Genomic DNA, 23,253 nt, shown 5'->3' with positions numbered 1-23,253 from the left:
TATTTCATATTTTCTCAGCATGTCTATCATATCAAATGATTCGTTATATAGAATGATATTTCGACAAGTTTTACAAAAAATTTATTTAATTTACAAGCTTTCAAACTATAATACAAAATAATAATTTGAAAGCTTGTACGAATGCACTCTATAATGTTAGAGAGAGAGAAAACAGAAAATATCGAAAGTTCATTGGCATGTAAAATGGATTCATTTGAATAGGAGTGATTGGATGGAAGTGCAAACAGAAACATACCGCGCAGCTATGAATGGAACATTAGAACGTCATTTTTCAGATATGATTGCCGTTATACCTACTAGAATTACAATTGAGCAGTTAAAACAGCGGCTAGAAACTATCTCTACTAAAGTTGATGAATTAAAAATTGTTTATAGTGATGAGATAAGTCTTATTGTTGAGTTACATATGGATGAAACAATCATACCGTATGAGCTACATATTGATGAAGCGAATGACCCAGAAGAATATAAAATGTACAATAGACAAGATGCTACAATTGTAGATCGTCATTTTGAAGATGCTGCTTATGGCACTGAAATTTTTACTCGTACGCTATTTGTAGGCGATGTGCTGGGCTGCTTTTTCCAGCAGTTACAGTTTTTATGGAACCTCGCCCCAGATTTATTATTTGTGATTGATTCAAGTGCCGCAATGAAAGTAATATCTAGAAGCTATATTGAATATCACGTTGAAAATGAATTATTACCTGACATTCCTGACTTATACGTTATTCATTCTGTTTATGAGGACGATAAAGAAGGTGAGCCTACGCAATATTGGTTTCATACACATGGCCTTTTAAGAGCAGGCGTAACAGAAATAGAATTAATTATTCCAAATCGCATTTCTTCCTATTACGGCATTGGTGACCTCTTTCAAACATTTGCGAATAATGCCGTTGAGAATGGACAAGTCCCTATGAATGAGCCTATCGTTATCGCGCATAGTCAGCAAGGCTCTATACATACAGTAGCTGTTCCGTGGGAAAAAGGATTATCTTATATTGGGCATAAAACGAGTATAGATCAATTATCTTCAATCGAGGATGAAGAAGTAAAGCTACAGCCAATTGATGCACAAGACACATTCTTAGGAGGTATGGATGATCGAGATGAATACCATCAATCTCCATCCGTTCTCTTATTCCAATTCAATACTTCAGAAGAATGTATCGAAAGCTTTTTCAAAGAACATGAGGAAGCTTCAGGGCTTATGTTCTATAAAACAAATAGTGAAACCGATCGTATGGCTTATAATGCAAAGAATACTTTCGGGTATTTCAGCAACATTTTTCACATTGAACAATCAAATGAAGATTTTCGTTTCCTCGCTAAGTTTGGTGTCTCCTACGAAGAGGGAAAAAGTGAACATATGTGGTTTGAAATGCAAAACATTACGGAAGACTTCATTCAAGGGATACTCATTAACGAACCATATTTTATAGAAGATATGAGTAAAGGAAATAGTTATCATTTAGATTTTGATAACTTAACAGAATGGGTTATTTATGCAGGAGATGCCGTTATAAAGCCAAATAACTTATATATGTTTATTGGTGAATAAGTAACAAAACGCCTTCAATGTGATTGAAGGCGTTTCACTTTATTGTGCGATTAATTCCGTATCCATTACTTTCTCCAAATGAGCTAGCACACGCTTTGCCGCTTTCTCACCTTGATCAATACAGTCCGGAAGACCAGAACCAGCGTAGGAACTACCTGCCAAGTATATACCTGGCAACTCTTTTTCCATAAATGTTGTGAGTTTCTTCATTCGCTCGTTATGGCCTACTGTATATTGGGGCATTGCTTCTTTCCAGCGGCTTACGACTGTAAACTCTGGATCCTCTGTAATATCCATCGTCTTTCGTAAGTCTTCTAGTACAAGCTCCACGAGTTCCTCTTCTGTTTGTTCTACAACTGCTTCATCACCAGGTCGTCCAACGTAACAACGAAGTAGCATTTTTCCTTCTGGCGTTGTATGTGGCCATTTTTTATGTGTCCACGTACATGCTGTAATTGTGTAATCACTATTTCGAGATACGACAAACCCTGTGCCATCAATATCGCGCTGAATGGCTGATTTCGGGAAAGCCATTGCCACATTCGCAACTGATGTGGATGGAATGTTGCGGAAGAAACGAAACTGCTTGTACTGCGCAAACATAGACGGCAATACTTTATGTGAGCTTGCCACTACGACCGCGTCCGCTTCTATTTCTTTTCCGTTACTAAGAGTAATCGCATAGCCATCACCCTGTTTTGCAACTTTTTCAATGCGAGTTCCCTTTATTATCGTACCTTCATGCATCTTTGATTCAAGAGATTCTACGATAGATTCTAAACCTGTTTTCACTGTTTGAAAGATTCCTCTTTTCGGTTCAGTTTTCTCTTCTTTCGGAGCAAGCGTACGCATGCCGAGTGAAATACTGCGATGTTTCTGCTCAATTTGATACATTTGCGGAAATGTTGACATTAAGCTCATTTCATCAATATCTCCTGCATAAATACCCGATAGTAATGGTTCGATTAAATTTTCAACCACTTCGTTGCCGAGGCGATGCCTGAAAAAATGCCCGAGTGATTGGTCAGATACTGGCTTGGATCTCGGCATTAATAGATCAAAACCAGCTCTTAGTTTACCAATTGGGGAGAATAGCCCGGAAAATAGAAACGGCGTAATTTGCGTTGGAATTCCCATCATTGATCCGCTCGGCATTTTATGTAACCGATTGTTTACGAGGATAAATGATTGACCGGCCTGATTCTTTACAAGTTCATCGCCAAGACCTAATTCTTTCACTAATCTAGCTGCACTTTCTTTTCGTGCTAAGAAAGAATCCGGGCCGCGTTCAATTGTAAATCCATCTTTTCGAACGGTTTGAATTTTCCCGCCAAGTTTACCCGATGCTTCTATCAGTAATGTATCAATCGGCAAGTTCTTGTCATGAATATCTCTTTGTAAGTTATACATTGTTGTTAATCCTGTGATGCCACCGCCGATAATTACAACTTTTTTCCTCAAGCAGGCTCCCCCTTTCTTCTTACAATACAGATTCTTTTTTCTTTAATACAACATCTGTTAAAGAGTCAATAAATGCGTCTGATGCATTTGGCATTTCTGGACGATAATATTTCGCGCCAATTTCATCTGTTACAACTTTGCACTCAAAGTCGTTGTCATATAAAACTTCTAAATGTTCTGCAACAAATCCAACTGGTGCGTATACGAATGAAGTATAACCGTACTTTTCATTTAATTCTCTCGTTAAATCTTGTACATCTGGACCAATCCAAGGATCTGGTGTGTTTCCTGCACTTTGCCAACCTACTGCATAGTTTGCTACTTCAGCACCTCTTGCAATATAGTCAGCTGTTTCATTTAATTGATCTGGGTATGGATCGCCCATTGCAATAATTTTTTCTGGTAAGCTATGTGCAGATACGATTAATACTGCTTTTTCACGCTCTGCGTCTGACATACTATTATATATACCTTTCACTGCATCAACCCAGTACTGGATGAATTTCGGTTCTTTATACCAGCTATCAATACCGTGAATTGTTAAGTTTCCAAGTTTCTCAGCTTCTTCTTGTGCTCGTCCAACGTATGATTTCACGCTAAATGTAGAATAGTGCGGCGCAAGAACAAGTGCGATTGCATCTTGTATACCATCGTTATGCATATCTTTCACCGCGTCTTCAATAAACGGTTCAATATGTTTTAAGCCAAGATACATATGGTACTCGACTTCATCTTGTACTTCATTTAAACGCTGTTCTAATTTTTTAGCTTGCTCTAATGTAATAGTAGCTAAAGGAGAAATACCACCAATTGCACGGTAACGCTCTGTTAAATCTTCCAGCATTTCAGGAGTTGGCTTTCTTCCTCTACGAATATGTGTATAGTAACGTTCAATATCTTCTTCTTTATATGGCGTTCCATATGCCATTACAAGCAAACCAATTTTCTTTTTCATACAGCAATGCTCCTTTACTTCGCTAACTGCCCTTTAGAGTATTCATGAATAAATGTAGTTAAACGTTTTAATGTATCTGGATTTACTTCCGGGAATACACCGTGTCCTAAGTTAAAGATATAACCTGGCTGTTTCATCCCTTGATCTAAAATACCTTTTACATGTTCTTCAATAACAGACCATGGCGCAAGTAAGAATGAAGGATCCATATTACCTTGGACCGCCTTATGAACACCACGCGTGCGTGCCTCTTCGATCGGTAAGCGCCAATCTAAGCCTACTACATCAAGCGGTAAGTCGTGCCATTCATTTACTAAGTGTGCAGCTCCTACGCCGTGCATAATCATCGGTACACCCATCGTACGAACTTCTGCAAAAATACGCTCCATTGCTGGTTTAATAAATACGCGGTAATCTGCTACATTTACTGTTCCAACCCAAGAATCGAAAATTTGAACTGCTTTTGCTCCTGCGTTAATTTGCGCTTTTAAATATGTAATAACCATATCTGCTAACTTATCCATTAATGCGAACCAAGCTTTCGGCTCTGCATACATGAACGCTTTCGTATTATGGTAGTTACGAGATGGACCGCCTTCAATCATATAGCTCGCTAATGTAAATGGAGCTCCTGAAAAACCGATTAACGGTACGTCTAGCATTTCTGTCGTTAATAAACGAATCGTATCTAATATGTACGGTACATCATCTTCTGGATTGATTTCCCCTAGTTTTTCTACGTCTTGTAAAGAACGGATTGGATTATCAATAACTGGGCCAATACCCGATTTAATTTCTACATCCACACCAATTGCAGGTAGTGGTGACATAATATCTTTATACAGAATTGCGGCGTCTACGTTATATTGATCAACAGGCAGCTTTGTCACGTAAGCACACAACTCTGGATTGTGTGTAATTTCAAATAAAGAATACTTTTCTTTTATCTTTCTATATTCCGGCTGCGAACGACCTGCCTGACGCATATACCATGCTGGTACATAATCAGTACGTTCCCCCCTACATGCTTTTAAAAATGTCTCATTTATAGTTCTTACCAAGACCCTTGCTCCCTTCCTTACCAATGCTTCGAATACGTTCGATATTTATCTTTTTTTACTATACAGCTTGTAAAAACAAAATGCATAATATTATGTACGTTGTTCATTAAATTGACACAAACATTCTTAAAAACGCTTACTATTTTCACAACATTCTTATTATAACACAGAGAAAAACTATGGTTTAGCTACTTTTGACTTTTCTCCCTCGCGATTCGTTTGTTTGTTATATGGCACAACATAAAAGCTCGGTTTTGAAAAGATGTTCACGAACTTTTCTTCATATTCTCCGGCACCATTTACAGTGCCTACATGCGTATGGACTCCGTTTTCCACTCTATAAATACGATACATAATCCTATCATCAGGAAGTGGTGTCCAGCTTAGTTTCGCTTTAAATAAACCGAAAGGGCTAAACGCTAATTTCATTTTCACATCTTCAATTTTGCGCAGACGAATCGGAGCACCGATTGTTTCCACACCTTCTGGCTTCCTAAACTGCTCTTTTTGTTCTACATTTGCCTTCGTTAAAATTTTCTTAAACAATTTCGTTGCTGATGCACTTTCTCCTTGCAGCTGATGCTCTTGATCCGTACGGTCATAACCAAGCCAAACAGCGCCTACTAGATTTGGTGTATAGCCAACGAACCACATATCTCTCGCTCCATTATCGTCATTTGGTAAGGAAGTTGTACCTGTTTTCCCAGCTAACGCCCCATTATATACACCGGCTCTCGCTGTCCCTTCTTTCACAACTCCTTCTAACATTTTCGTCATATACCAAGCCGTTTGTTTCGAGAAAATTTTCGTTTCTACTTTTGGCGATTCTCCAATGACTGCGCCGTGTCTATTTAACACTTTATCAATAACGTGCGGCTCAATAATATCACCATTTGCTAAAAATGCACGATACATTTTCACAAGATCAAATGGGGAAACACCGTTTTTCAATCCGCCCAGCGCTGTACTTAAACCAGCATCAGCAATATGAACATTACCTTTCTCTAAATATTGCTTTCCTTCTTCAACCCCTAATTCATTTAATAAAGAAACTGCAGGTACGTTTGCTGACTCTAAAATCGCATCGTACATCGTCATTTCTTTCGAATACTCATGATTGTAATTTCGAGGTTCATACCCTTCAAAAGAATGTCTTTCATTCGTTAATAAAGAATATGGATTATACTTTTTCGTTTCGAGTGCTGGCGCATAAACGATAAGTGGTTTTAGAACAGAACCTGGTTGTCTTTTTGCGAAAACACGATTAAATCCTCTCGGGACGTACTTTCTTCCGCCAATCGCGGCTTTAATTCCGCCTGTACGATTATCCATTAATAAAAATGCACCTTGCGCCCCCTCTTCTTTACCAGGGAAATTTTTTTCATCTTGAAACTGGTTATACGCTACCTTTTGAATCTTTTCATCCATCGGTACGACAAACGTATATCCTCCGCGAAGGACTTCTTGATGAGACAATCCGTATAAACGTGCGGCTTCATCTATGACCATATCAATATACGGCATATATGCGAGTTCATTTTCGTCCAAGTTTTTATATAAAGCAATTGTCTTACCTTGATAACGCACACTATCTTCAGCAGTCAAATAGCCTTGTTTATGCATAAGTGACAATACGAGATCACGGCGCTCTTTACTTTTCTCTGGTGAAAAATACGGTGAATATCCGTTTGGCGACTTCGGAAGACCTGCAAGCATTGCGCCCTCTTCTACTGTTAAATCCTCTACATTTTTATTAAAATACAACTTTGCTGCTGCTTGAATACCGTAAGCCCCATGACCAAAATAAATATGATTCATATACATTTCAAGAATTTGTTGCTTCGTATATTTTTGCTCTAATTGAAGAGAAATTGCGACTTCCTTCAACTTGCGCGTAACTGTTTTTTCACGAGTTAAAAAGACGTTTTTAGCAAGTTGCTGCGTAATCGTACTACCGCCTTCAACCTTATCTCCAGCTAACGTATCTTTATAAAGAGCACGGAATATAGACGGGTAATCAATTCCTTGATGCTCATAAAAACGAGAATCCTCTACCGCAACAAACGCCTGCTGCACGTATTTTGGAATTTGTTCGATTGGTACGAGATCTCTATTTTCTACATATAATTTCGTAATTTCTTTCCCTTTCTGGTCAACGATACGTGATGAAGAGTGGAAAACGAGCTGCTTTTCATCCATCATATAGCCACCAGCTAACACAATAAGTTTATAAAGAACAATCGCTAATAGTAGCGTTGCTAACCCACCTAATAAAGTCCACTTTACTTTCTTCATACACCGGCCTTCTTTCCAAATGATGGTACATTTATTATTTGAAAAAGAAGTATCTTTATGTATATAATCTTCGAAGTTTTTTAAGAGAGTTGATATAATAGAAACAAACGATTAAGGGGGCATTAAAATGAAGGCAATTATTTCATACGAAACACCTCTAGAACAAGCACATTTTACTGCAAAAAATGATGAAAAAAATATGTTTTATAAAGAAAATACAGAAGAATCTGTAGAAGGATCTCTTCAATATGATGTACTAGACGCTGTTGGCGAATTTAAAGGACAACCTGGCTACATCGTTTGTAACAACATTTCTGTAACAGATGAAGGTCGCCCAGTATTTGAAAACCGTTTTAAAAACCGCGCAGGTCTTATTGAAAACGAACCAGGATTCCAAGCGATCCGCGTTCTACGCCCATTAAGTAACGATACATATGTCATCTTAACGATGTGGGAAACGGAGCAAAACTTTAAAGACTGGACAGAATCACGTTCATTCGAAAACGCTCATAAAAAACGCCCTGCACAAGCAGAAGGACAAGCTCCGGCTCAAGCGCATCCACATGCGGAACAGCAGAAAAGTATTTTCTCTCGTCCGTCATTTGTGACTACTTTTGATGTGTTAGTTTAGAGGTTTTGTACTGTGGTTCCTCCAGGGATGCGGTACATGAAATTAATAGCGGTGATTTTTCAGATATATCGACTTATCGACAAATCACGACACAAAAAAAAGGAAACACCCTCACGCACCGGTGTTTCCTTTTTCTTTATACCAATTATATATACGAAGCGCGTCTTCTTTTTGCATATGCTTCACTTTATATACATGCCCCGCTACCGATACGACAGCTGTACATAGCTCGTCTTTCTTTTGAAAATGCGACTGGCTGTACCCTACTGCTTGAACATGCCTTCTTCGCATGATTCCTGTATATTTCGCGAGTCCTCGGTGCACCATGACTAACTGATTGTTTCGTATCATATATCCACCACTTTTATACCGGGCGTATGCAAGTAACGTAAATATGATAAATAGCGGTATTAACGTGAATAACGCAGTATTTTGTTTGAAATATATACTCGCACCGATGATTGGCAATGCAAGCACCACACTTGTAATCCACCCCATTATTACGTAACGACGTAATGCAGCTTTCGGTAAGTGAACGATTTCCTCTTCCGCTTCATACGGCAACTGCAAATATGTAAGTAACTGCTGGACATCTTTCTTTTTCATAAAAGGATGTAACATCACTTCATTTCCAGCCGCTTCTATACTCTGAATAACTTCTACTTCAACAGAGCAATAACCGAGAGGCTGACGGAGAATTCCCTCTTTCACAGTAATCGCTTGAATGCGGTGTAATTTTAAAACAAACTCTTTCTTATCAAATAACCCTTGTACGATGCGAATTTCATTTCCTTTTCGCTCTATTTTAAAGTTCGCATATTTTAACGCATAGCCAGCTGTTGAAATAACCCACGAAATCACCATTAAAATCGCAGCCATAACGATTAATTCATATACACCGTTATCCATCACATACGCTTCTACCTTATTGATGAGCCATTCTGGTAGAAATTGATTAAACTCTGAGTAAATAAGAAGTAATCCAGAAAACACTAATCCAAATCTACCAGATGTAATAGAGGCGAATAAAATTTCTTTCGCTGTTAACTGATAAATTGTCTTATTTTCTGCCGTCGCGGGCTCTTCTTCAATCACAACACTTCTCTCTTTATGTAATAAAGAAATCAGTTCCTTCGCTTCACTTTCTCTAATGCCAGCTAACATCACTTCCGGCTCAGTACCACCGCCGGCTACTTCTATGTTTAGTTTCGTCAGTCCGAGCACTTGATAAATGATGTTAGAAGATGTACTAATATTTTGCACACGTTCTTTATTTAAGTAACTTTCTTTCTTTACAAAAACGCCGTGTTTAATATGTAAAATATTATTTTCAACCCAGTACACTTTGAAATACCATTTTATCGCTGAGAAAATTGCCATAATAAATAATATAGCCAAAAGAACGAGATGAAAGAAATACCAAGGTTTCACTTGACCATCAGATCGAAATAAAACAAGAAAAATAAAAGGCAACAAAGTCGCAACTCGAATACCTAACAATATCGTGATCGGATGTTGCCTCTTATACATCCTCATCACTCACTTTCGCAAGTTCTCCAATTTGTCTTTTCAGCTGCTCTGCTTCTTCTTTCGTTAAGCCTGGAATACTATGAGAAGTTGCCGCTGTTGAAATATGTAATTCTGCTAAATTATACTTTCTCATAATCGGTCCTTGTTCAATCGTTACGTGCTGCACACGCATCATCGGAATGAGTACGCGTTTTACAACGAACATTCCCTTTTGAATCTCAATCTCTTCTTCATTTAATCTGTAACTATAATAACGTTGACGTAAATTTGGAAACACGAAATAATCAAGCGGGATAAACGTAATAGCGCCTGTTACTAACACCCCAAACAACCAACCCCACCAATTAAAATTGATCATAAAAAAGAAATATGCAATTACGACTGCTAATATAACTGCCGCCCCAATTAAAGCGTGAATTCGCCACACTTTCAGCATATTAGAATGAATCTCTCTTTCTAACGGCTGCATCCCATCACTCCAATTATATGAATGTATTAATTACATATTAGTTTGTTTATACATTTTTGTAAAATTATAGTTTATCTACATCGTATCGATTATTTCTTTGAAATTCCCTTCATGAATCGAATACACTTGAAACTGAATGCAATCTATTTCATTTGTATTCGGACGAGCGTATGGCAAAATGGTAAATTTAGAAGCCGATCTTCCTAACATATCTACAATCATTAGAGAAACGTCAATATATTCGAAAGCTACACAGAACACTACTGCTTCTCCCGTACATTCATAATCTTTAATCGCATCATAAGACTTATTCGCACTAATTAACATTATTTTTAATAGTTGGTTCAAATTTTCTGGTTTAAAATTAATCATATATGTAGCTCCTTTTTTCAATAAAACACTATAAAAACAGTGTAATCTTATCATTTCATAGCTTTACACATCAGTTATATAAAAAATAAAGCTAGTTTTTTATAAATTTTTTGATATAATTACTTACGGGAAACGGGAAGAATTTTGTCTTCCCTTGTGTTTTTATTTGCATCTAGTACTTTTGCTAGATGCCTTTTTTTATGTTAAAAAAGGTACCCTCATATATTTGAGGATACCTTTTCCATCGATTTAGTGCATTTCAATAATTGTACCATCTTCGAATACTTTGAATACGCCAGTAAATCCTGCTCCAGCTGCTCCTTCTATTTTATATGTCGTACGCACTCTAATTTGATAATATTTCTTTCCATTCTCTACTTGCGTATTCTCTAGCGTGTAATCATAGTCTTCTTTATATTCATTTTTAATATATTCTTTCGCTTTCTCAAAAGTAAATGCATTTGAGTTCTTTCCTGTTTCTACTTTTTGGTTCTTTTCTGTTGCTACCTTTTGATTTTTTTCTGCTTCAGTTTTTTGAGTCTTTTCTGTTGCTACCTTTTGATTCGTTACTGCATTTGTTTTTTGTGCCTTCGCTGCTGCTTCACTCTTTGCAGTTTTTTCTTCTTCATTCATTTTAGTAACTAATCCTACTGCTTTTTTATTATATTCTTCAAGGTTCTTGTTATCTTTTATTTCCGCAACTAACTTATTTAATATCTCTTTCGCTTCTGCATAATTTTTCTTACTTATTAACTCTTCACTTTTCATCAATTGCTCACTGTACTTCTTTTTTTGTTCTAAGATGGCTAGTAATGCTATTCGTTCTTCCTTGGCCTGCTTTATAAGAGTAGTATTTCCATCCTTCATATTCTCTACTTTTTCAAATGACTTAATTGATTCTTCTATCTTTGTTTCTTCTTTTAACTTCACTGCTTCAATCATTATTTTCGTTTGTTCTACAAGCCCCATTGCACCTGAATCATCTTTTTTCTCATCCAACGCTCGTTCAAATGATGATAAAGCATTTTTATATTCTCTATTCGTTAACGCGGTCTTCCCTGCATCTATTTCTTTTTCAAAATCTCCATTATTACATCCAGCTAACATGAAAAAAGTAATTCCAATTCCCGTTAATAACTTCCTCATTTTTCTCCCCCTATGTGTTCCTAAAACAAAAACAGTATATGTATAAAAATCTGTGTAGTAATTAGACTGAAAGTAAAGATGTACTTTGTGTGTGGGAAAGGAAGTACATTTCATTTACTATCATTACTTAAAACTCCTAAATAGTTGGTAGTTGGTTTTCTTCTTTTAAGACAGAAAGGAATTTTAATAATGTGCGTAAAGCTCTCACCAGGCTCTTTACTACACACACTCTTATACACATGGAAAAACTATTTTTAAGTTGCTATTTTTTTAGCTTTACATATTTTCGTAACAAAAATAAAAACAAAAGAAAACAAACCGTAACATAATTTACCGTTTGTAACTTTACTGTAACACAAATGTAACATAAGGATTTTTAATATACAATAGTTTTTTTACATTATTTTCCCCACCTTCTATCTTTTAAAACGTTAATCCGGTTCAAATCCTTAATGTAATATGTATTTTCATAACAATTACGCCCAAAAAAGAGGGAATTTACATTTCTAAATGAAAAAGTACAAGTTATTATTTTCGGATGTTATAAATTTCTTAAGTTGAAGGATATAAAAATGAAAAAATACGCTATTCTTTCCTATAAGCCTACAGAAAGAATAGCGTATTTTTCAAAAATGAGTTCTTTTATTAAAACGCTTTGGTTCTATATCACAATTAAAAGGGCAATCAACGCTAATATAGCTGGAAGCCCTTGTTTCACAATAATTGATTTATTAGATGTGAACCCGCCGAAAAGAGCTGCTACTACCACACATATTACAAAGAATAATTGAACCATATAACCAATTGAATTGAGACCAAGTATAAGTCCCCAAATGAGACCAACGGCTAAAAATCCATTATATAAACCTTGATTTGCAAACATAATAGCTACGTTTCGATCTCCTTCTAAATGCTCCGGTAATTGAAAAGCACGTTTTGCCACTTTTGAATTAATAAAAAACATTTCGAGGATCATGATAAATAAATGTTCTAATGCTACGATCCCGACTAAAATAGCTGCGATGATTTCCACACTATTCTGCCCCCTCTACTCTCTAATATTAAATTTATACTATTTCCATTGTGCAATTCTATCAACAAAGAGATGGTATGAAGCACATCCTTTGTCCGCCGCTTTACCGACAGATAGAAATATAACTAATACATAGCACTCTTTTTCCAATCTAAAGGTTACAGCTATACTTTCCTCTGTATAGCCCCACTGGATTTATATCATATCCATGTGCACGTGCTGTCATCAACTGCATGGAGACAATTAAAATAGTTTCACTAGTTTTTTGGACTGGAAGCTGTTCAAAATGTGCATGCTATACTTTTACTTGTCTGTTTTTTAACTCTTGCAACATGGAGCCTAGCTCAAAAATTTACATATATTCCCTATATCTTTTCTTTAACCTTGTATCTTATAAAAAAATATTTGATACGTCAATAATTGATACATCAAATAATATACATACTTCTTTTTAGTTTTGCAAGTTTTCTTGCTTAATTCGTTTATTTTGTTCCGTCAACTTTAAATCAATTCAAAATCTCTGTTCACATCTCTAAAAACTATAATGTTTTTTAATACATAAAAGGAGTCAGCTGTATCGTCAAATTAATAATTAGTTGTCTCCAAAGACGAAAACTTTATTTCTTTTCTATTTTATTGTTTTATCTTATAAAACGACGTTAATTCTTTCATCATGGCATAAAAAAATGTTATTACTCTTGTCAAATTGAGTAATAACATTCTTATTTAACAAATTTGCTTCCAACTAGCATCCCTCACATCCTCACTAGTCGGCTTTCTAACTGATTTCACAAAACATTCATCACAAGCACCAAATGCAATGAAGTTTTTCTGTGCTTGTCTTAACGAGACTTCATTTGCCCCACCTTCATAGTCAGGATCGTTAAACTGAACCCCATCATCTTCCCAATAACATATGCTGCAAATTTCATATGTACCTGGTGGTTTTTCTTCTAGTGTTTTATACCCACAGCATGGACATGTGTATTTCATTCTGTCGTTCCATTATTCATTTATTTATTCTCCCATATATTCCGGCCCATAAAGAATGTAACAGCGCAAATCATAGTTATTACCATGAAAGTAGTATTAGAATCTTCATATGTAGTTGGAATTCCAACCATTACAGAAACAATAGTAAAAGCTAAAAGTAAATATAATAATAAAGATAGAATATAGCTTAGTTTAAATCGTAAAATGATAAATCTAAACAATAGCTCACCAAGTAGACAGCCACCTAAAATAATAGGTACTCCGAAATACAATGTAAGGACTCCCATTTGCGCAGTAGATTGAATGATCTTACCAATTATGTTCGGGGAAGTCATCTCATCATTTCTTCCCACCCTATCAAATAAATCAAGTGCTGTTGCTGAAATAAAGAAACTTAATATAGAAAATGAATACGGTATTAAAAATTTGCTCACTCTCATTCACCTCGCTTTTCCTTCCACATATATTATTCATTATTTTCACATAAAGTGAAACTTTAATCGGTGGGGGGTTCATCCCCCACCGATTATTAGTTGAACCAATCGGGCTTTTACGGGCAGTTGATCCCGCACCTAACTTCTTTGCTTTTGCTGAATTTTGAGATGGGAATCTTACTGCCCGTTAATGCGGGATAAAAAAATAGCCCATCTTCCGCAAAAGACGAGCCATTCTATTTAATCCTCACTTATTCTTTTCTTATACCAACCCTGCATTCTCTCCGCATCTTCTACTCTCGTATGCTCTAATTTATAATCCGATGATGCGTTAGAAAATTTATACGTACATAGATTTGCACGGCGCTGGAAGTATGATTGTGTCTTTTCCATTGATTGAACGTGCCTTCTTCTAACAAGTCCTGTATATTTACCGACGCTGCGATATACAAGCGTAATTTGCTCTCCATTTACACTGTAACCATTTGTTTTAAATGTTGCGTATCCAAGTATAAAGATGAGAATCGCGAGCGGAATGAATGCCCACATGATGAAGTGCTTTTCAGAGTATATACTTATTCCAATAAGCGGGATTGCTAGCATAGCGAAGAAAATGAAACTATCAATGAGATAGCGGCGCAATGCTGCTTTTGGTAATGAAATAATGTTTGTATTCAGTTCGTATGGTAATTGTAAATGTGCGAGTAACTGTTGTACGCGATCTTTTCGAATGATTGGGTGCAGCGTAACTTTTTCTTTCTCGTCATCCATTCCCTTACTTTGAATCACTTCTACTTGCACAGCACAATAACCGAATGGCTGACGTAAAACACTTTCTTTTATCGTAATACCTTGAATGCGATGTAACTTTAGGACGAGTTCTTTTTTCTCAAGTAATCCTTGTGAAATGCGGACTTCGTCATTTCTTCGATTCACTGTAAAATCTCCATGTTTTAACGCGTAACCAATTGTAGATATAATCCACGAAAGGACGAGCAAAACAGCTATCATGAAAATCCAGCCATATATATCATGTTCCATTACATACGACTTGACGCTATTCTCTATCCATTTCGGAATGTACTCATCTACTTGATGATACACAAAGAAGATTAACGAGAATAATAGTCCAAACTGACCAGATGTAACAGATGCTAATAAAATTTCTTTCCAAGTTAATTTATATTCTGTCGCTTGTTTTTCTTCTGTAATGATTTCTTTTTCTACTACTTCTTCTGATGTTTCTTCTGCTTTCACTTCTGGAGTTGACTCATTTAGCATGGCAATAAGCTCTGTTGCTTCTTCTACTGTAATACCAGCTAAGCTAACTTCTGCATCGTCGCCTCCGCCTGCTGTTTCGATTTGAATCTTTTTTAAGCCAAGCATTTGATATAGCACGTTAGAACTTGTATTAATCGTTTGGACACGTTCTTTATTTAAGTAGCTCTCCTTCTTCACAAAGAGCCCTTGTTTTACATGTAATACGTTATTTTCAACCCAATATACTTTGTAATACCAGCCTGCGATAGCTGAAACAATCGTGATTACCGCAAAACCGATAGGAACTAAATACCAAAATGGGAACTTCCCTTTTAAACTAAAGAGAAAAATAATAAATGGTATAAAGTCTGTTATTTTTAATTCTAATAACATCGTGATTGGATGCTGCCTCTTATACATCCTCATCACTCACTTTCGCTAATTCTGCGATTTTTGTTTTCAACATTTCTGCTTCATACATCGTTAAGCCTGGGATGCTGTGAGAAGTTGCCGCTGTTGAAATATGCAATTCTGCTAAGCCATATTTTCTCATAATCGGCCCTTGTTCAATTGTCACGTGTTGTACACGAATCATCGGTACTAATACGCGCTTTACGACGAAAAGACCGTGCTGAATTTCAAGTTCTTCTTCATTTAATTGATAACTGTAATAACGTTGACGTAGTTTCGGGAATAAAAAGTACGAAACTGGTGCGAACGCAACTGTTAGCCCAATCATCACATATAAAATCCACGCCCACCAATCAAACTTTATCATGAGGAAAAGGTAAGCTAACATAACGAGAATACCGATCCCTTCTTCCATTACAGCCCTAACTTTCCACACCTTGACCATGTCAGGGTGAATTTCATTTTTCAATGGATCCATGTAACCACTCCGAATCTATTAATCTAATATACGAATACTCTTAATCTATATTTTACATAACTTTACAGAAAATTAGTATTTATTCTTCTTTATCTTTCTTCTCCGGAATAAAATATCCGAACCAAAGTAACCAAATGAAACCGATTAGTTTCATCCAACTTCCATCCGTTTGAAAAGCTTCAATCATGCCTGGAATTTTATACACCCCAATAAATCCGAGAAAACCGAGCCACCAGTTTTTTTGCATTTTCATCCTTATTCCCCTTTCATAACGTTTTTCACATTTCGAATCCAAATTTCTTTATAATTTAACTCGAATCCCATTAACATGTAATTACTCATATTATCAATCACGAGCGCTAACGTATGCGCGTTTTCTTCTGTACCATGTTTTGAAACAACGCCAAGTTCCACACCTCGCTTCAATAAATCGTGGAAACCATTTAAGAAATCTTCTTGTATTTCAAATAAGCGTTTCTGATACTTTTCATTTCGCGATGCAGTTACGATGAATTCATTTATAACGCGTAATATTCCTTCTTGCCCTTCATACTCAGAGAGCATATGTAAACCATCAGCAATTAACTTTTCTGCAAAGTTTTCTTTCGTATATTGTTCTTTATCGAAATAACTCACGAAATGATACCCAGAAAAAATTTCTTCAAATAAAAAATCAACTAACGCTTCTTTAGAAGAAAAATGATAATAAATAGCCGGTTTTGAAATACCTACCTCTTTCGCAATCATGGAAAGGCTCATCTTCTCAATGCCGTGCTCTGCCATGAGTTTAAATGATGCCTCAACAATGTTTTGCGATGTTTGTAAATTCTTTGTCATACTGTACCTCACTTATTTTTACTTACCGGTCGGTAAATAAATTGTAAAATAAAAAATCATCGTTTGCAAGTTTGATTCAAAACTGTATATTACTTTTTCAATCTACACTACGGATCTAGGATCGTATTCCTTAATAATGACTACAATAACCTTTAATCCAGTTAAACTACAAAAAGCACCTTTGTGAGTGCTTCTTGTAGTTTAATATTTAGGCCCCATGTAATCATAGCTTTGGTCCAGCGCTTTTAATAAATCAATCGCACCCTTTAACTCTCTTTTATCAGACTCTAATTCTTCCATCCTTATTTCGATATCTTTTTTAAAAGATTCTAAATCGCTAATGGCTTTTTTCCCTACTCCAAGTTGAGACCAACTTGAAAGAAGTAAATTATGTACATTACTTACAACTCTTTTATTATGATTTAAGTCTTGAATCATATGGTCAAATTGTTGTAAAGCCTGGTTCAATGCTTCTTCATTTAAGTAAATTCTCGGCATCTTAATCTTCTCCCTTAATATTGTTGATCCGTCTTCTTATAATCATCGGCTTTCTTCTCAATAAAATCTGAAATTTCCGTTGCTGTTCGTATGTACCAAAAACTTAAATGCTCTACATGTGCACGTATATTATTTACTTTAGCTTCTACTCGTCTACTTTCAGCCGTTTCTAATAGTGTCATCATATTAGAAATTAACCTCGGTACTCTATCTTGAAATTCTTGTGCGTTTCGCTTCATATCTCTTACGGCTTGTTCTAAATTCTCTACCACTACACGAATTTCTCCCCCGCCTAATAATGCGCCTGGTGAATCATAAACTCTTTCATTCGTGTCTACATTTAACAAGTATTTATTGGATAAAGACCCATTCTCTCCAAACCGGAAGTTCTGATCTGTTTGATAATGATAACCAGGGCCACTTATCGAATTCAAAAATCTAGTAACATCCATCCCAAGCTTTTGCTGTAATGATAGCTTTGACATTTCTTCTTTCGAAATTGGTGGGGTTACCGCATAAGTCGATCCTATATGACTTTCATATGCACCAAATGGTCCATAGCCAATTGAATCATTTCCGTGAACAACACTTACAATTCTATTATTAAACTCGCCATTATTTGCTCTTTCTTGTAAATCAGGCGGTAACAAATGTTTTGCACTCGGCGCATTCCATGACATACATCTTACATTATCATTAGATGCCGCTGCATATTCCGCTAAAGCTCCCCCTAACGAATGACCCGTCGTATATATCTCCACATCATCCCTGTCCTTGTATGTATCCGTTACTTGTTTCATGACCCTTTCAGCTTGTTCGAATTGATTATGTGTTTCCCAGCGCTGATTCTCTTCATTCCAATATTTCTTTGAACCTTCATTCTCAGTCCCTGCTACAGGAGGTGCTGCTGGTTCATGAACACCTTCTCGTAATACAAAATGATTGGTATCCGTTTTTAAATCCTTCATGCCTTCCCCTGGCTTCATCGGAATGCCTAAAGAGTTTTTCTCTATAATTTTATCCCCTTCTGTTCCTCGGAAAGATACCATAACTTGCTTTTTCCCATCGACATCTCGTTCAAAGACTACTGCATCCATTCCGGTTTGTTTGTCGTGGAATGTTTCTCCTACTTTCCATGTCTGTAATGTTTCTTTATTCCTATTTTTCACTGTAATTTCGTTTCCCAGCTCTTCATCTGTCATATATGCATCTTGAGCCATTCGATAATAACTTATATCTAATAATTGTTCCGACCCTTTATTTTCCAAAGTATTCCCCTCCTAGATGATTTAGTATATTCTTAATAATAAGAATAACATTTTCGGAGGATATATATGGGAATAAAAATTAAAAAATATACCTTTTTAACTTTATTTATCCTGTTAACTACAATGATTGGAGGATGTAACATGGGACAAAATGAAAAAGAACAACAAATAGTTAATAAAGCAACAGAAACTACAATCCAATATTTTAAAGAAAAAGAAAATTTAGAAGTGACTATTACGAATCATCGATTTCCTTCTAATGACATCGAAACTATTTTTATAACTGGTCATATCAAAGATGATACAAATAAGAAATTTACTACTTCAATTGATTATAAAGATGATTATAATATCGGTTCTATCTCTACCACTAATTTCAGCCTAAAACACTGAATAGACAATCTGAAATTTTCCTTTTAAACATTAATCATTAGAACAAAAAGACATCCTAAATGTGTGATTAGGATGTCTTTTTTATAAAACAAATCAATTCCTATTTAGATAAACCAAAAAAGTTTCATCTGTATTTTTATTATTTTCTTTCAAAACACTCCCTCCTTGTAAAAAATGATATATCCTAATAACTGAGACAACATCATTGGAGGGAGAAAATGATTATCAAATTCAAAAAAATTAGTTTTTATTTCCTTTTAATCTTAGTATTTGCTACTTTAGGAGGGTGTACAATAAATCCAAAAAATGATGAACAACAAATCATTAATAAAGCAACTGAAACAACCATTCAGTATTTCAAAAAAACAGAGGACTTAGATGTAACAATTACTGATCATGAATTTGGACCAAAAGACTTTCAAACTATCTCTATATCAGGCTATGTGACTAATGATACAACTAAAAAATTCACTGCTTCAGTTGAATACGCAAATAATTATCATATAGGCGCTATTTCAACTATCAAAAATTTAGAGCTTAAAAACTAATAATCCGGGCACTTTAGATTGCCTTTTCTTTATGCTTCACCACACAATGTCCAGTGAATATAAAATTTATTGAAGAGGAATATAACGCACTAGTAACGGAGTGATTATTCGTGAAAAAATATGCTATAAGATTATTCTTTATCTTTACATTTATCCTTTTAGGAGGATGTACTATAGATCAAAAGAATGAGGAACAACAAATAGTTAATAAGGCAACAGAAACTACAATTCAATATTTTAAAGAAAAAGAAAATCTAGACGTAGTGATTACTAAACATAAATTTGCCCCAAAGGACTTTCAAAGTGTTTGGATTTCAGGACATGTGAAAGATGATAAAAATAAAACATTCTCGGCAGCTGTTGAATTCGCTAATGATTATCACATCGGTTCCATTTCCACATCTGAAGGTTTTGATTTAAAACACTAAATCTAACGGTTTCACTTCAACATAACTATTTAAATTTGTTTTTTAATTCAGGAGTGTTCCTTATAAAAAATAAAAAGCATCCTAAATCACACATTTAGGATGCTTTCTTTTTAATTCCTATTTAACAATCGCATACGATAACAATTCATCGTCACTTCTCCGAGTCTTTGCAGTAATTGATAGTTCGCATATGCGCCGACTGGGGCACCGATTATTGGTACGAGCTGAAGCATTTTGGCTAAATCGATATAATCACGGTACTCTGTTTGGAACTTTTCCCAGTCCATATGATTTTCTTTTTCTGTGTCCCACGTTTCGATTGCTTTCCATATTTCTTTTCGGTGGTCATCACTTGAAAAGGCAAGCTGAAAGACGTGGAGGATAAAAAGGCGCTCTTCTTTGTTGCTCGTGTCAAATCCGTACAGTGTTGCTGCATCGAATAAAAATTTAATTTTAATGCCGAGTAAAAGCGGAAAGTCAGCAAGGCCAAGGAGAATACCGCCAGCTCCCGTCCCTGCCCCTTCTGCCGCTGCTATTTTTTTGTACTCATCCATTTTTTTACGTACTTCGTCGTCTCTTCTTTGCAATGACCAGTGCGTCTCTTTTAATTTCGGCTTTATAAAGTTTGATCCGGCACTAATCGTTTGCACCATCATCCGAATCGTTTCCGTTAATACTTTTTGCACTTTCGCCGGAATAAGCTGTTGTACTTTCGTCTGCACTTTCTTAGAGAACCGTGTCATCATAGAAGAATCTTTCATGAATGTAGCTTTCCACTGCTCCAATTCTTTTATAACCTTCTCTTCATATGTAATCATAGGTTCATTCCCTTCAATTTAAACGCTCAATACGTTTCGCTCCGTATTGATAAACGAAACCGATACTAAATATTATGCTTACGACTAGTAAAATTCCCGTCATCATGAAATCTTTCGTCGCAAGAGCGAATATAGCTGTAAATACAACGCTACCGGTAATAAGAATTGCATTTAATAAAGTAAGAAAATCTTTCTTCTTATCTTCTCCCCCTACCGGATACAAATCAAGCCAAATTTTAATGCGGTGATGCTTCCATAAAGTTAATAGCTGATAACCAATTAAGTATAGGAAGATAAAGCTTACGATAAATCGTCCATATAAAAACGGAATGAAGTAAAGAATAACTCCGCCAAGAACTAGCAGGCGCATATATAAACCGAAATAGTTACCAGATCGTAAAAATGTTCTCGTATATAAGTATAAATAGGTACGCTTTTCACCAATCATCGAAAGAATGAAATCGAGCCATTTTCTCCGTGCTACTCTTTCTTTTAATGCTGGTACATCAACGAACATATTCGCGATGCGGTACAACAGCATCATCTTCTTACCTTCTTCAGAAATTAAATACTCCCAGTTTAGCGGCTTTCCCTTCACCATTTGATGCAGCAGCACAAGGTATAACACCATGAGAAGGACGATTCCACCAATAAACATAACGGAAGTACGCTCTACAAGGAAATACACAAATAAGCCGTTTAAAATAAAACGAATGAACCAATCCGCTCTTTGTATATTTTGATCTGTTAAAAATGACTTTTCCCACGCTACAAATAAGTTCCACGCTTTTACGATGACAAACGCGAGTACAATCCATATGTAAGCCGCTCCTGTTTGCTTCATTTGCTGGAAGTATAACGGAGCAAGCGCTGCCGCTACGATTGCGATTATGTATAACTGAATCATAAACGTAAAAAGAAACGCCTTTGTAAAGTATGGTTTTAACTTTTGTTCAACTGGCAGCAAGTAAACGAGATCCGCTTCTTTTAATAATGTTTGAATGGATCCGGCCGTTAATACAAGCCCAAGCAACACTGCCATAACGAGCGCCGCCGGAAACGAAGGTGTTAACGTTTGTAACCACTGCTGGTAATAGTACGCTCCTGCGCCGATGATGAATACGAAAATAAATTTTAAATGATCATTAAATACGTATTTACTATATGTACGAACTTCTTTTAGAAAGTGACGAAATCGTTCTTTCCATAATGCTGTGCTATTCATAATCTTCTTCCTTCGTTAATGCAATATAAATATCATCTAACGTTGCACCTGGCATATGAAACTGTGATTGCAGTTCAGATAATGTTCCCTTCGCTCTCACTTCACCTTGATGCAGAATAATGAATGAATCACAATAACGCTCTGCTGTCGCTAAAATATGTGTACTCATTAAAATGCCCGCGCCGCTCTTTTTCATTTGATCCATCATTTGAAGGAGTGATTGAATTGCTAACGGATCAAGCCCAACGAAAGGTTCGTCCACAATGTAAAGAGATGGTTCAACTAAAAACGCACTCATAATCATTACCTTTTGTTTCATCCCTTTTGAGAAATGAGACGGAAACCATTTTAAACGATTTTTCATGCGAAATTCTTGTAATAGTTGTCCTACGCGTTCTTCATATTGTTTTTCATCTACACCATACGCCATCGCTGTTAACTTCAAATGTTCTTCTAGCGTTAGCTCATCATATAATACTGGTGTTTCTGGGATGAACGAAAAACTAGAACGGTACGCTGTCATATCGTCACGAATTGTTTTCCCATTAATTGTGACAGTTCCTTTTTTTGGTTCCATTAAACCGATAATATGTTTAATCGTCGTACTTTTACCCGCTCCATTTAAACCGATTAAGCCGACAAGTTCGCCTTTATTAACAGAGAACGAAACATCTTTTAGTACAGGTCGTTTCGTATATCCTCCTGTAACATTTTCTACACGCAATAACTCGCTCATACGACACCACTTTCTTCATTTATATTCGTTCTATATTCATCTTACCAAAAATTACGCTGTACTACATAGTATCGATGCGTTCAAAAAAAATTTAAATTTGTTCGCATATATTTTTACGAAAGCGGACATCATAATTATTGAAGAAGGAACACATTGAAAAAGCAACCACCTATTGATGAGTACAACAACATAGTGAAGTCATCATGAAATGGGGTGTCCATGTTGGACAAAGAAATTTACACATAAACAGATCATTTGTTTCATTTTCGAAACGGGGTGTCTCCGAAAGAGCATATACTGTTTTAAAAAATAAACAATTTCATTTTATAAAAGATTGCAATTCATTTCACTTGAAAATGGGGTGTCTGCGGCAGAAACTTTAGCCGAT

General features: G+C 35.9%; 25 protein-coding genes and 1 pseudogene. 5 read left to right on the top strand and 21 right to left on the bottom strand.

The features are described 5' to 3' along the window. Positions 1-232 precede the first annotated feature (232 nt). Positions 233-1,585 (top strand): DUF4026 domain-containing protein, encoded by a 1,353-nt coding sequence (locus COL05_RS19395; protein ID WP_098669789.1) that lies wholly within the window; start codon positions 233-235, stop codon positions 1,583-1,585. Positions 1,586-1,624: 39 nt separating this feature from the next. Here COL05_RS19395 and hemY read toward each other — a convergent pair whose 3' ends face one another. The 4 genes from hemY to COL05_RS19375 all read right to left on the bottom strand — a co-directional run bounded on the left by hemY (position 1,625) and on the right by COL05_RS19375 (position 7,357). Then, positions 1,625-3,046 (bottom strand): protoporphyrinogen oxidase, encoded by a 1,422-nt coding sequence (gene hemY, locus COL05_RS19390; RefSeq protein WP_098669788.1) that lies wholly within the window; start codon positions 3,044-3,046, stop codon positions 1,625-1,627. 19 nt (positions 3,047-3,065) lie between these two features. Continuing rightward, positions 3,066-4,001, bottom strand: coding sequence for a ferrochelatase (gene hemH, locus COL05_RS19385; RefSeq protein ID WP_098669787.1), 936 nt, complete (start codon positions 3,999-4,001; stop codon positions 3,066-3,068). A gap of 14 nt (positions 4,002-4,015) precedes the next feature. Continuing rightward, entirely contained in the window at positions 4,016-5,062 is a 1,047-nt protein-coding gene (gene hemE, locus COL05_RS19380) for a uroporphyrinogen decarboxylase (RefSeq protein WP_098270132.1), read from the bottom strand. 177 nt (positions 5,063-5,239) lie between these two features. After that, positions 5,240-7,357 (bottom strand): transglycosylase domain-containing protein, encoded by a 2,118-nt coding sequence (locus COL05_RS19375; RefSeq protein ID WP_098669786.1) that lies wholly within the window; start codon positions 7,355-7,357, stop codon positions 5,240-5,242. A gap of 127 nt (positions 7,358-7,484) precedes the next feature. Between COL05_RS19375 and hmoB the strand changes: the two genes are divergently transcribed. Further along, positions 7,485-7,988 carry a heme-degrading monooxygenase HmoB gene (hmoB, locus tag COL05_RS19370; protein ID WP_046198649.1) on the top strand — a complete coding sequence of 168 codons (504 nt, stop codon included), beginning with the start codon at positions 7,485-7,487 and terminating at the stop codon, positions 7,986-7,988. Between the two features lie 111 nt (positions 7,989-8,099). On the opposite strand, the gene COL05_RS19365 is transcribed toward hmoB, so the two are convergent. The 14 genes and pseudogenes from COL05_RS19365 to COL05_RS19300 all read right to left on the bottom strand — a co-directional run bounded on the left by COL05_RS19365 (position 8,100) and on the right by COL05_RS19300 (position 18,669). Next, positions 8,100-9,518, bottom strand: a complete 1,419-nt coding sequence (locus COL05_RS19365; protein WP_098669785.1) for a PH domain-containing protein — start codon at positions 9,516-9,518, stop codon at positions 8,100-8,102. Further along, positions 9,511-9,987 (bottom strand): PH domain-containing protein, encoded by a 477-nt coding sequence (locus COL05_RS19360; RefSeq protein WP_098669784.1) that lies wholly within the window; start codon positions 9,985-9,987, stop codon positions 9,511-9,513. The genes COL05_RS19365 and COL05_RS19360 overlap by 8 nt, the downstream gene beginning before the upstream one ends. A 75-nt stretch (positions 9,988-10,062) precedes the next feature. Next, positions 10,063-10,359 carry a protoporphyrinogen oxidase gene (locus COL05_RS19355; protein ID WP_098669783.1) on the bottom strand — a complete coding sequence of 99 codons (297 nt, stop codon included), beginning with the start codon at positions 10,357-10,359 and terminating at the stop codon, positions 10,063-10,065. Between the two features lie 249 nt (positions 10,360-10,608). Next, positions 10,609-11,505, bottom strand: a complete 897-nt coding sequence (locus tag COL05_RS19350) for a hypothetical protein (RefSeq protein WP_098669782.1) — start codon at positions 11,503-11,505, stop codon at positions 10,609-10,611. A 661-nt stretch (positions 11,506-12,166) separates the two neighbouring features. Beyond that, positions 12,167-12,538, bottom strand: coding sequence for a DUF1304 domain-containing protein (locus tag COL05_RS19345; RefSeq protein WP_073536533.1), 372 nt, complete (start codon positions 12,536-12,538; stop codon positions 12,167-12,169). Between the two features lie 39 nt (positions 12,539-12,577). After that, a pseudogene (locus tag COL05_RS31965) lies at positions 12,578-12,884 on the bottom strand (nitroreductase family protein); the annotation flags it as partial. Between the two features lie 380 nt (positions 12,885-13,264). Beyond that, positions 13,265-13,531, bottom strand: a complete 267-nt coding sequence (locus COL05_RS19340; RefSeq protein WP_098669781.1) for a CPCC family cysteine-rich protein — start codon at positions 13,529-13,531, stop codon at positions 13,265-13,267. Positions 13,532-13,551: 20 nt separating this feature from the next. Further along, positions 13,552-13,971, bottom strand: a complete 420-nt coding sequence (locus tag COL05_RS19335; RefSeq protein WP_098669780.1) for a hypothetical protein — start codon at positions 13,969-13,971, stop codon at positions 13,552-13,554. Between the two features lie 234 nt (positions 13,972-14,205). Beyond that, positions 14,206-15,645 (bottom strand): PH domain-containing protein, encoded by a 1,440-nt coding sequence (locus tag COL05_RS19325; RefSeq protein ID WP_098669779.1) that lies wholly within the window; start codon positions 15,643-15,645, stop codon positions 14,206-14,208. After that, positions 15,638-16,114, bottom strand: coding sequence for a PH domain-containing protein (locus COL05_RS19320; RefSeq protein ID WP_098669778.1), 477 nt, complete (start codon positions 16,112-16,114; stop codon positions 15,638-15,640). The genes COL05_RS19325 and COL05_RS19320 overlap by 8 nt, the downstream gene beginning before the upstream one ends. A gap of 79 nt (positions 16,115-16,193) precedes the next feature. After that, entirely contained in the window at positions 16,194-16,367 is a 174-nt protein-coding gene (locus COL05_RS31450) for a hypothetical protein (RefSeq protein ID WP_180233470.1), read from the bottom strand. 2 nt (positions 16,368-16,369) lie between these two features. After that, on the bottom strand, positions 16,370-16,951 hold the full coding sequence (locus COL05_RS19310) for a TetR/AcrR family transcriptional regulator (RefSeq protein ID WP_098669776.1): 582 nt from the start codon (positions 16,949-16,951) through the stop codon (positions 16,370-16,372). 201 nt (positions 16,952-17,152) lie between these two features. Further along, positions 17,153-17,449 carry a hypothetical protein gene (locus tag COL05_RS19305; protein WP_098258891.1) on the bottom strand — a complete coding sequence of 99 codons (297 nt, stop codon included), beginning with the start codon at positions 17,447-17,449 and terminating at the stop codon, positions 17,153-17,155. A 14-nt stretch (positions 17,450-17,463) separates the two neighbouring features. After that, positions 17,464-18,669, bottom strand: coding sequence for a lipase family protein (locus COL05_RS19300; RefSeq protein WP_371399398.1), 1,206 nt, complete (start codon positions 18,667-18,669; stop codon positions 17,464-17,466). A 114-nt stretch (positions 18,670-18,783) separates the two neighbouring features. Between COL05_RS19300 and COL05_RS19295 the strand changes: the two genes are divergently transcribed. From COL05_RS19295 to COL05_RS19285, 3 genes are all read left to right on the top strand, one after another. After that, positions 18,784-19,110, top strand: coding sequence for a hypothetical protein (locus COL05_RS19295; RefSeq protein WP_000511535.1), 327 nt, complete (start codon positions 18,784-18,786; stop codon positions 19,108-19,110). Positions 19,111-19,328: 218 nt separating this feature from the next. Next, complete coding sequence (locus COL05_RS19290) at positions 19,329-19,658, top strand: DUF1433 domain-containing protein (RefSeq protein ID WP_098669775.1); 330 nt, start codon at positions 19,329-19,331, stop codon at positions 19,656-19,658. Between the two features lie 110 nt (positions 19,659-19,768). After that, entirely contained in the window at positions 19,769-20,086 is a 318-nt protein-coding gene (locus COL05_RS19285; protein ID WP_000759575.1) for a hypothetical protein, read from the top strand. Between the two features lie 110 nt (positions 20,087-20,196). Here the strand turns inward: COL05_RS19285 and ecsC are convergent, their stop codons facing one another. The 3 genes from ecsC to ecsA are packed head-to-tail and all read right to left on the bottom strand — an operon-like array spanning position 20,197 to position 22,865. Then, on the bottom strand, positions 20,197-20,904 hold the full coding sequence (gene ecsC, locus COL05_RS19280) for an ecs operon protein EcsC (protein ID WP_098669774.1): 708 nt from the start codon (positions 20,902-20,904) through the stop codon (positions 20,197-20,199). 13 nt (positions 20,905-20,917) lie between these two features. Beyond that, the gene (ecsB, locus tag COL05_RS19275; RefSeq protein WP_098669773.1) at positions 20,918-22,129 is read right to left on the bottom strand and encodes an ABC transporter permease EcsB; all 1,212 of its coding nucleotides are present in this window, start codon (positions 22,127-22,129) and stop codon (positions 20,918-20,920) included. After that, positions 22,122-22,865: an ABC transporter ATP-binding protein EcsA gene (ecsA, locus tag COL05_RS19270; protein ID WP_001292602.1), complete on the bottom strand. Its 744-nt coding sequence runs from the start codon at positions 22,863-22,865 to the stop codon at positions 22,122-22,124. The genes ecsB and ecsA overlap by 8 nt, the downstream gene beginning before the upstream one ends. Positions 22,866-23,253 lie beyond the last annotated feature (388 nt).

This window comes from Bacillus sp. AFS059628 (assembly GCF_002571225.1).
In the GTDB taxonomy this organism is placed as follows: Bacteria; Bacillota; Bacilli; order Bacillales; family Bacillaceae_G; genus Bacillus_A.
This window is presented reverse-complemented; position numbering and strand designations above follow the sequence as displayed.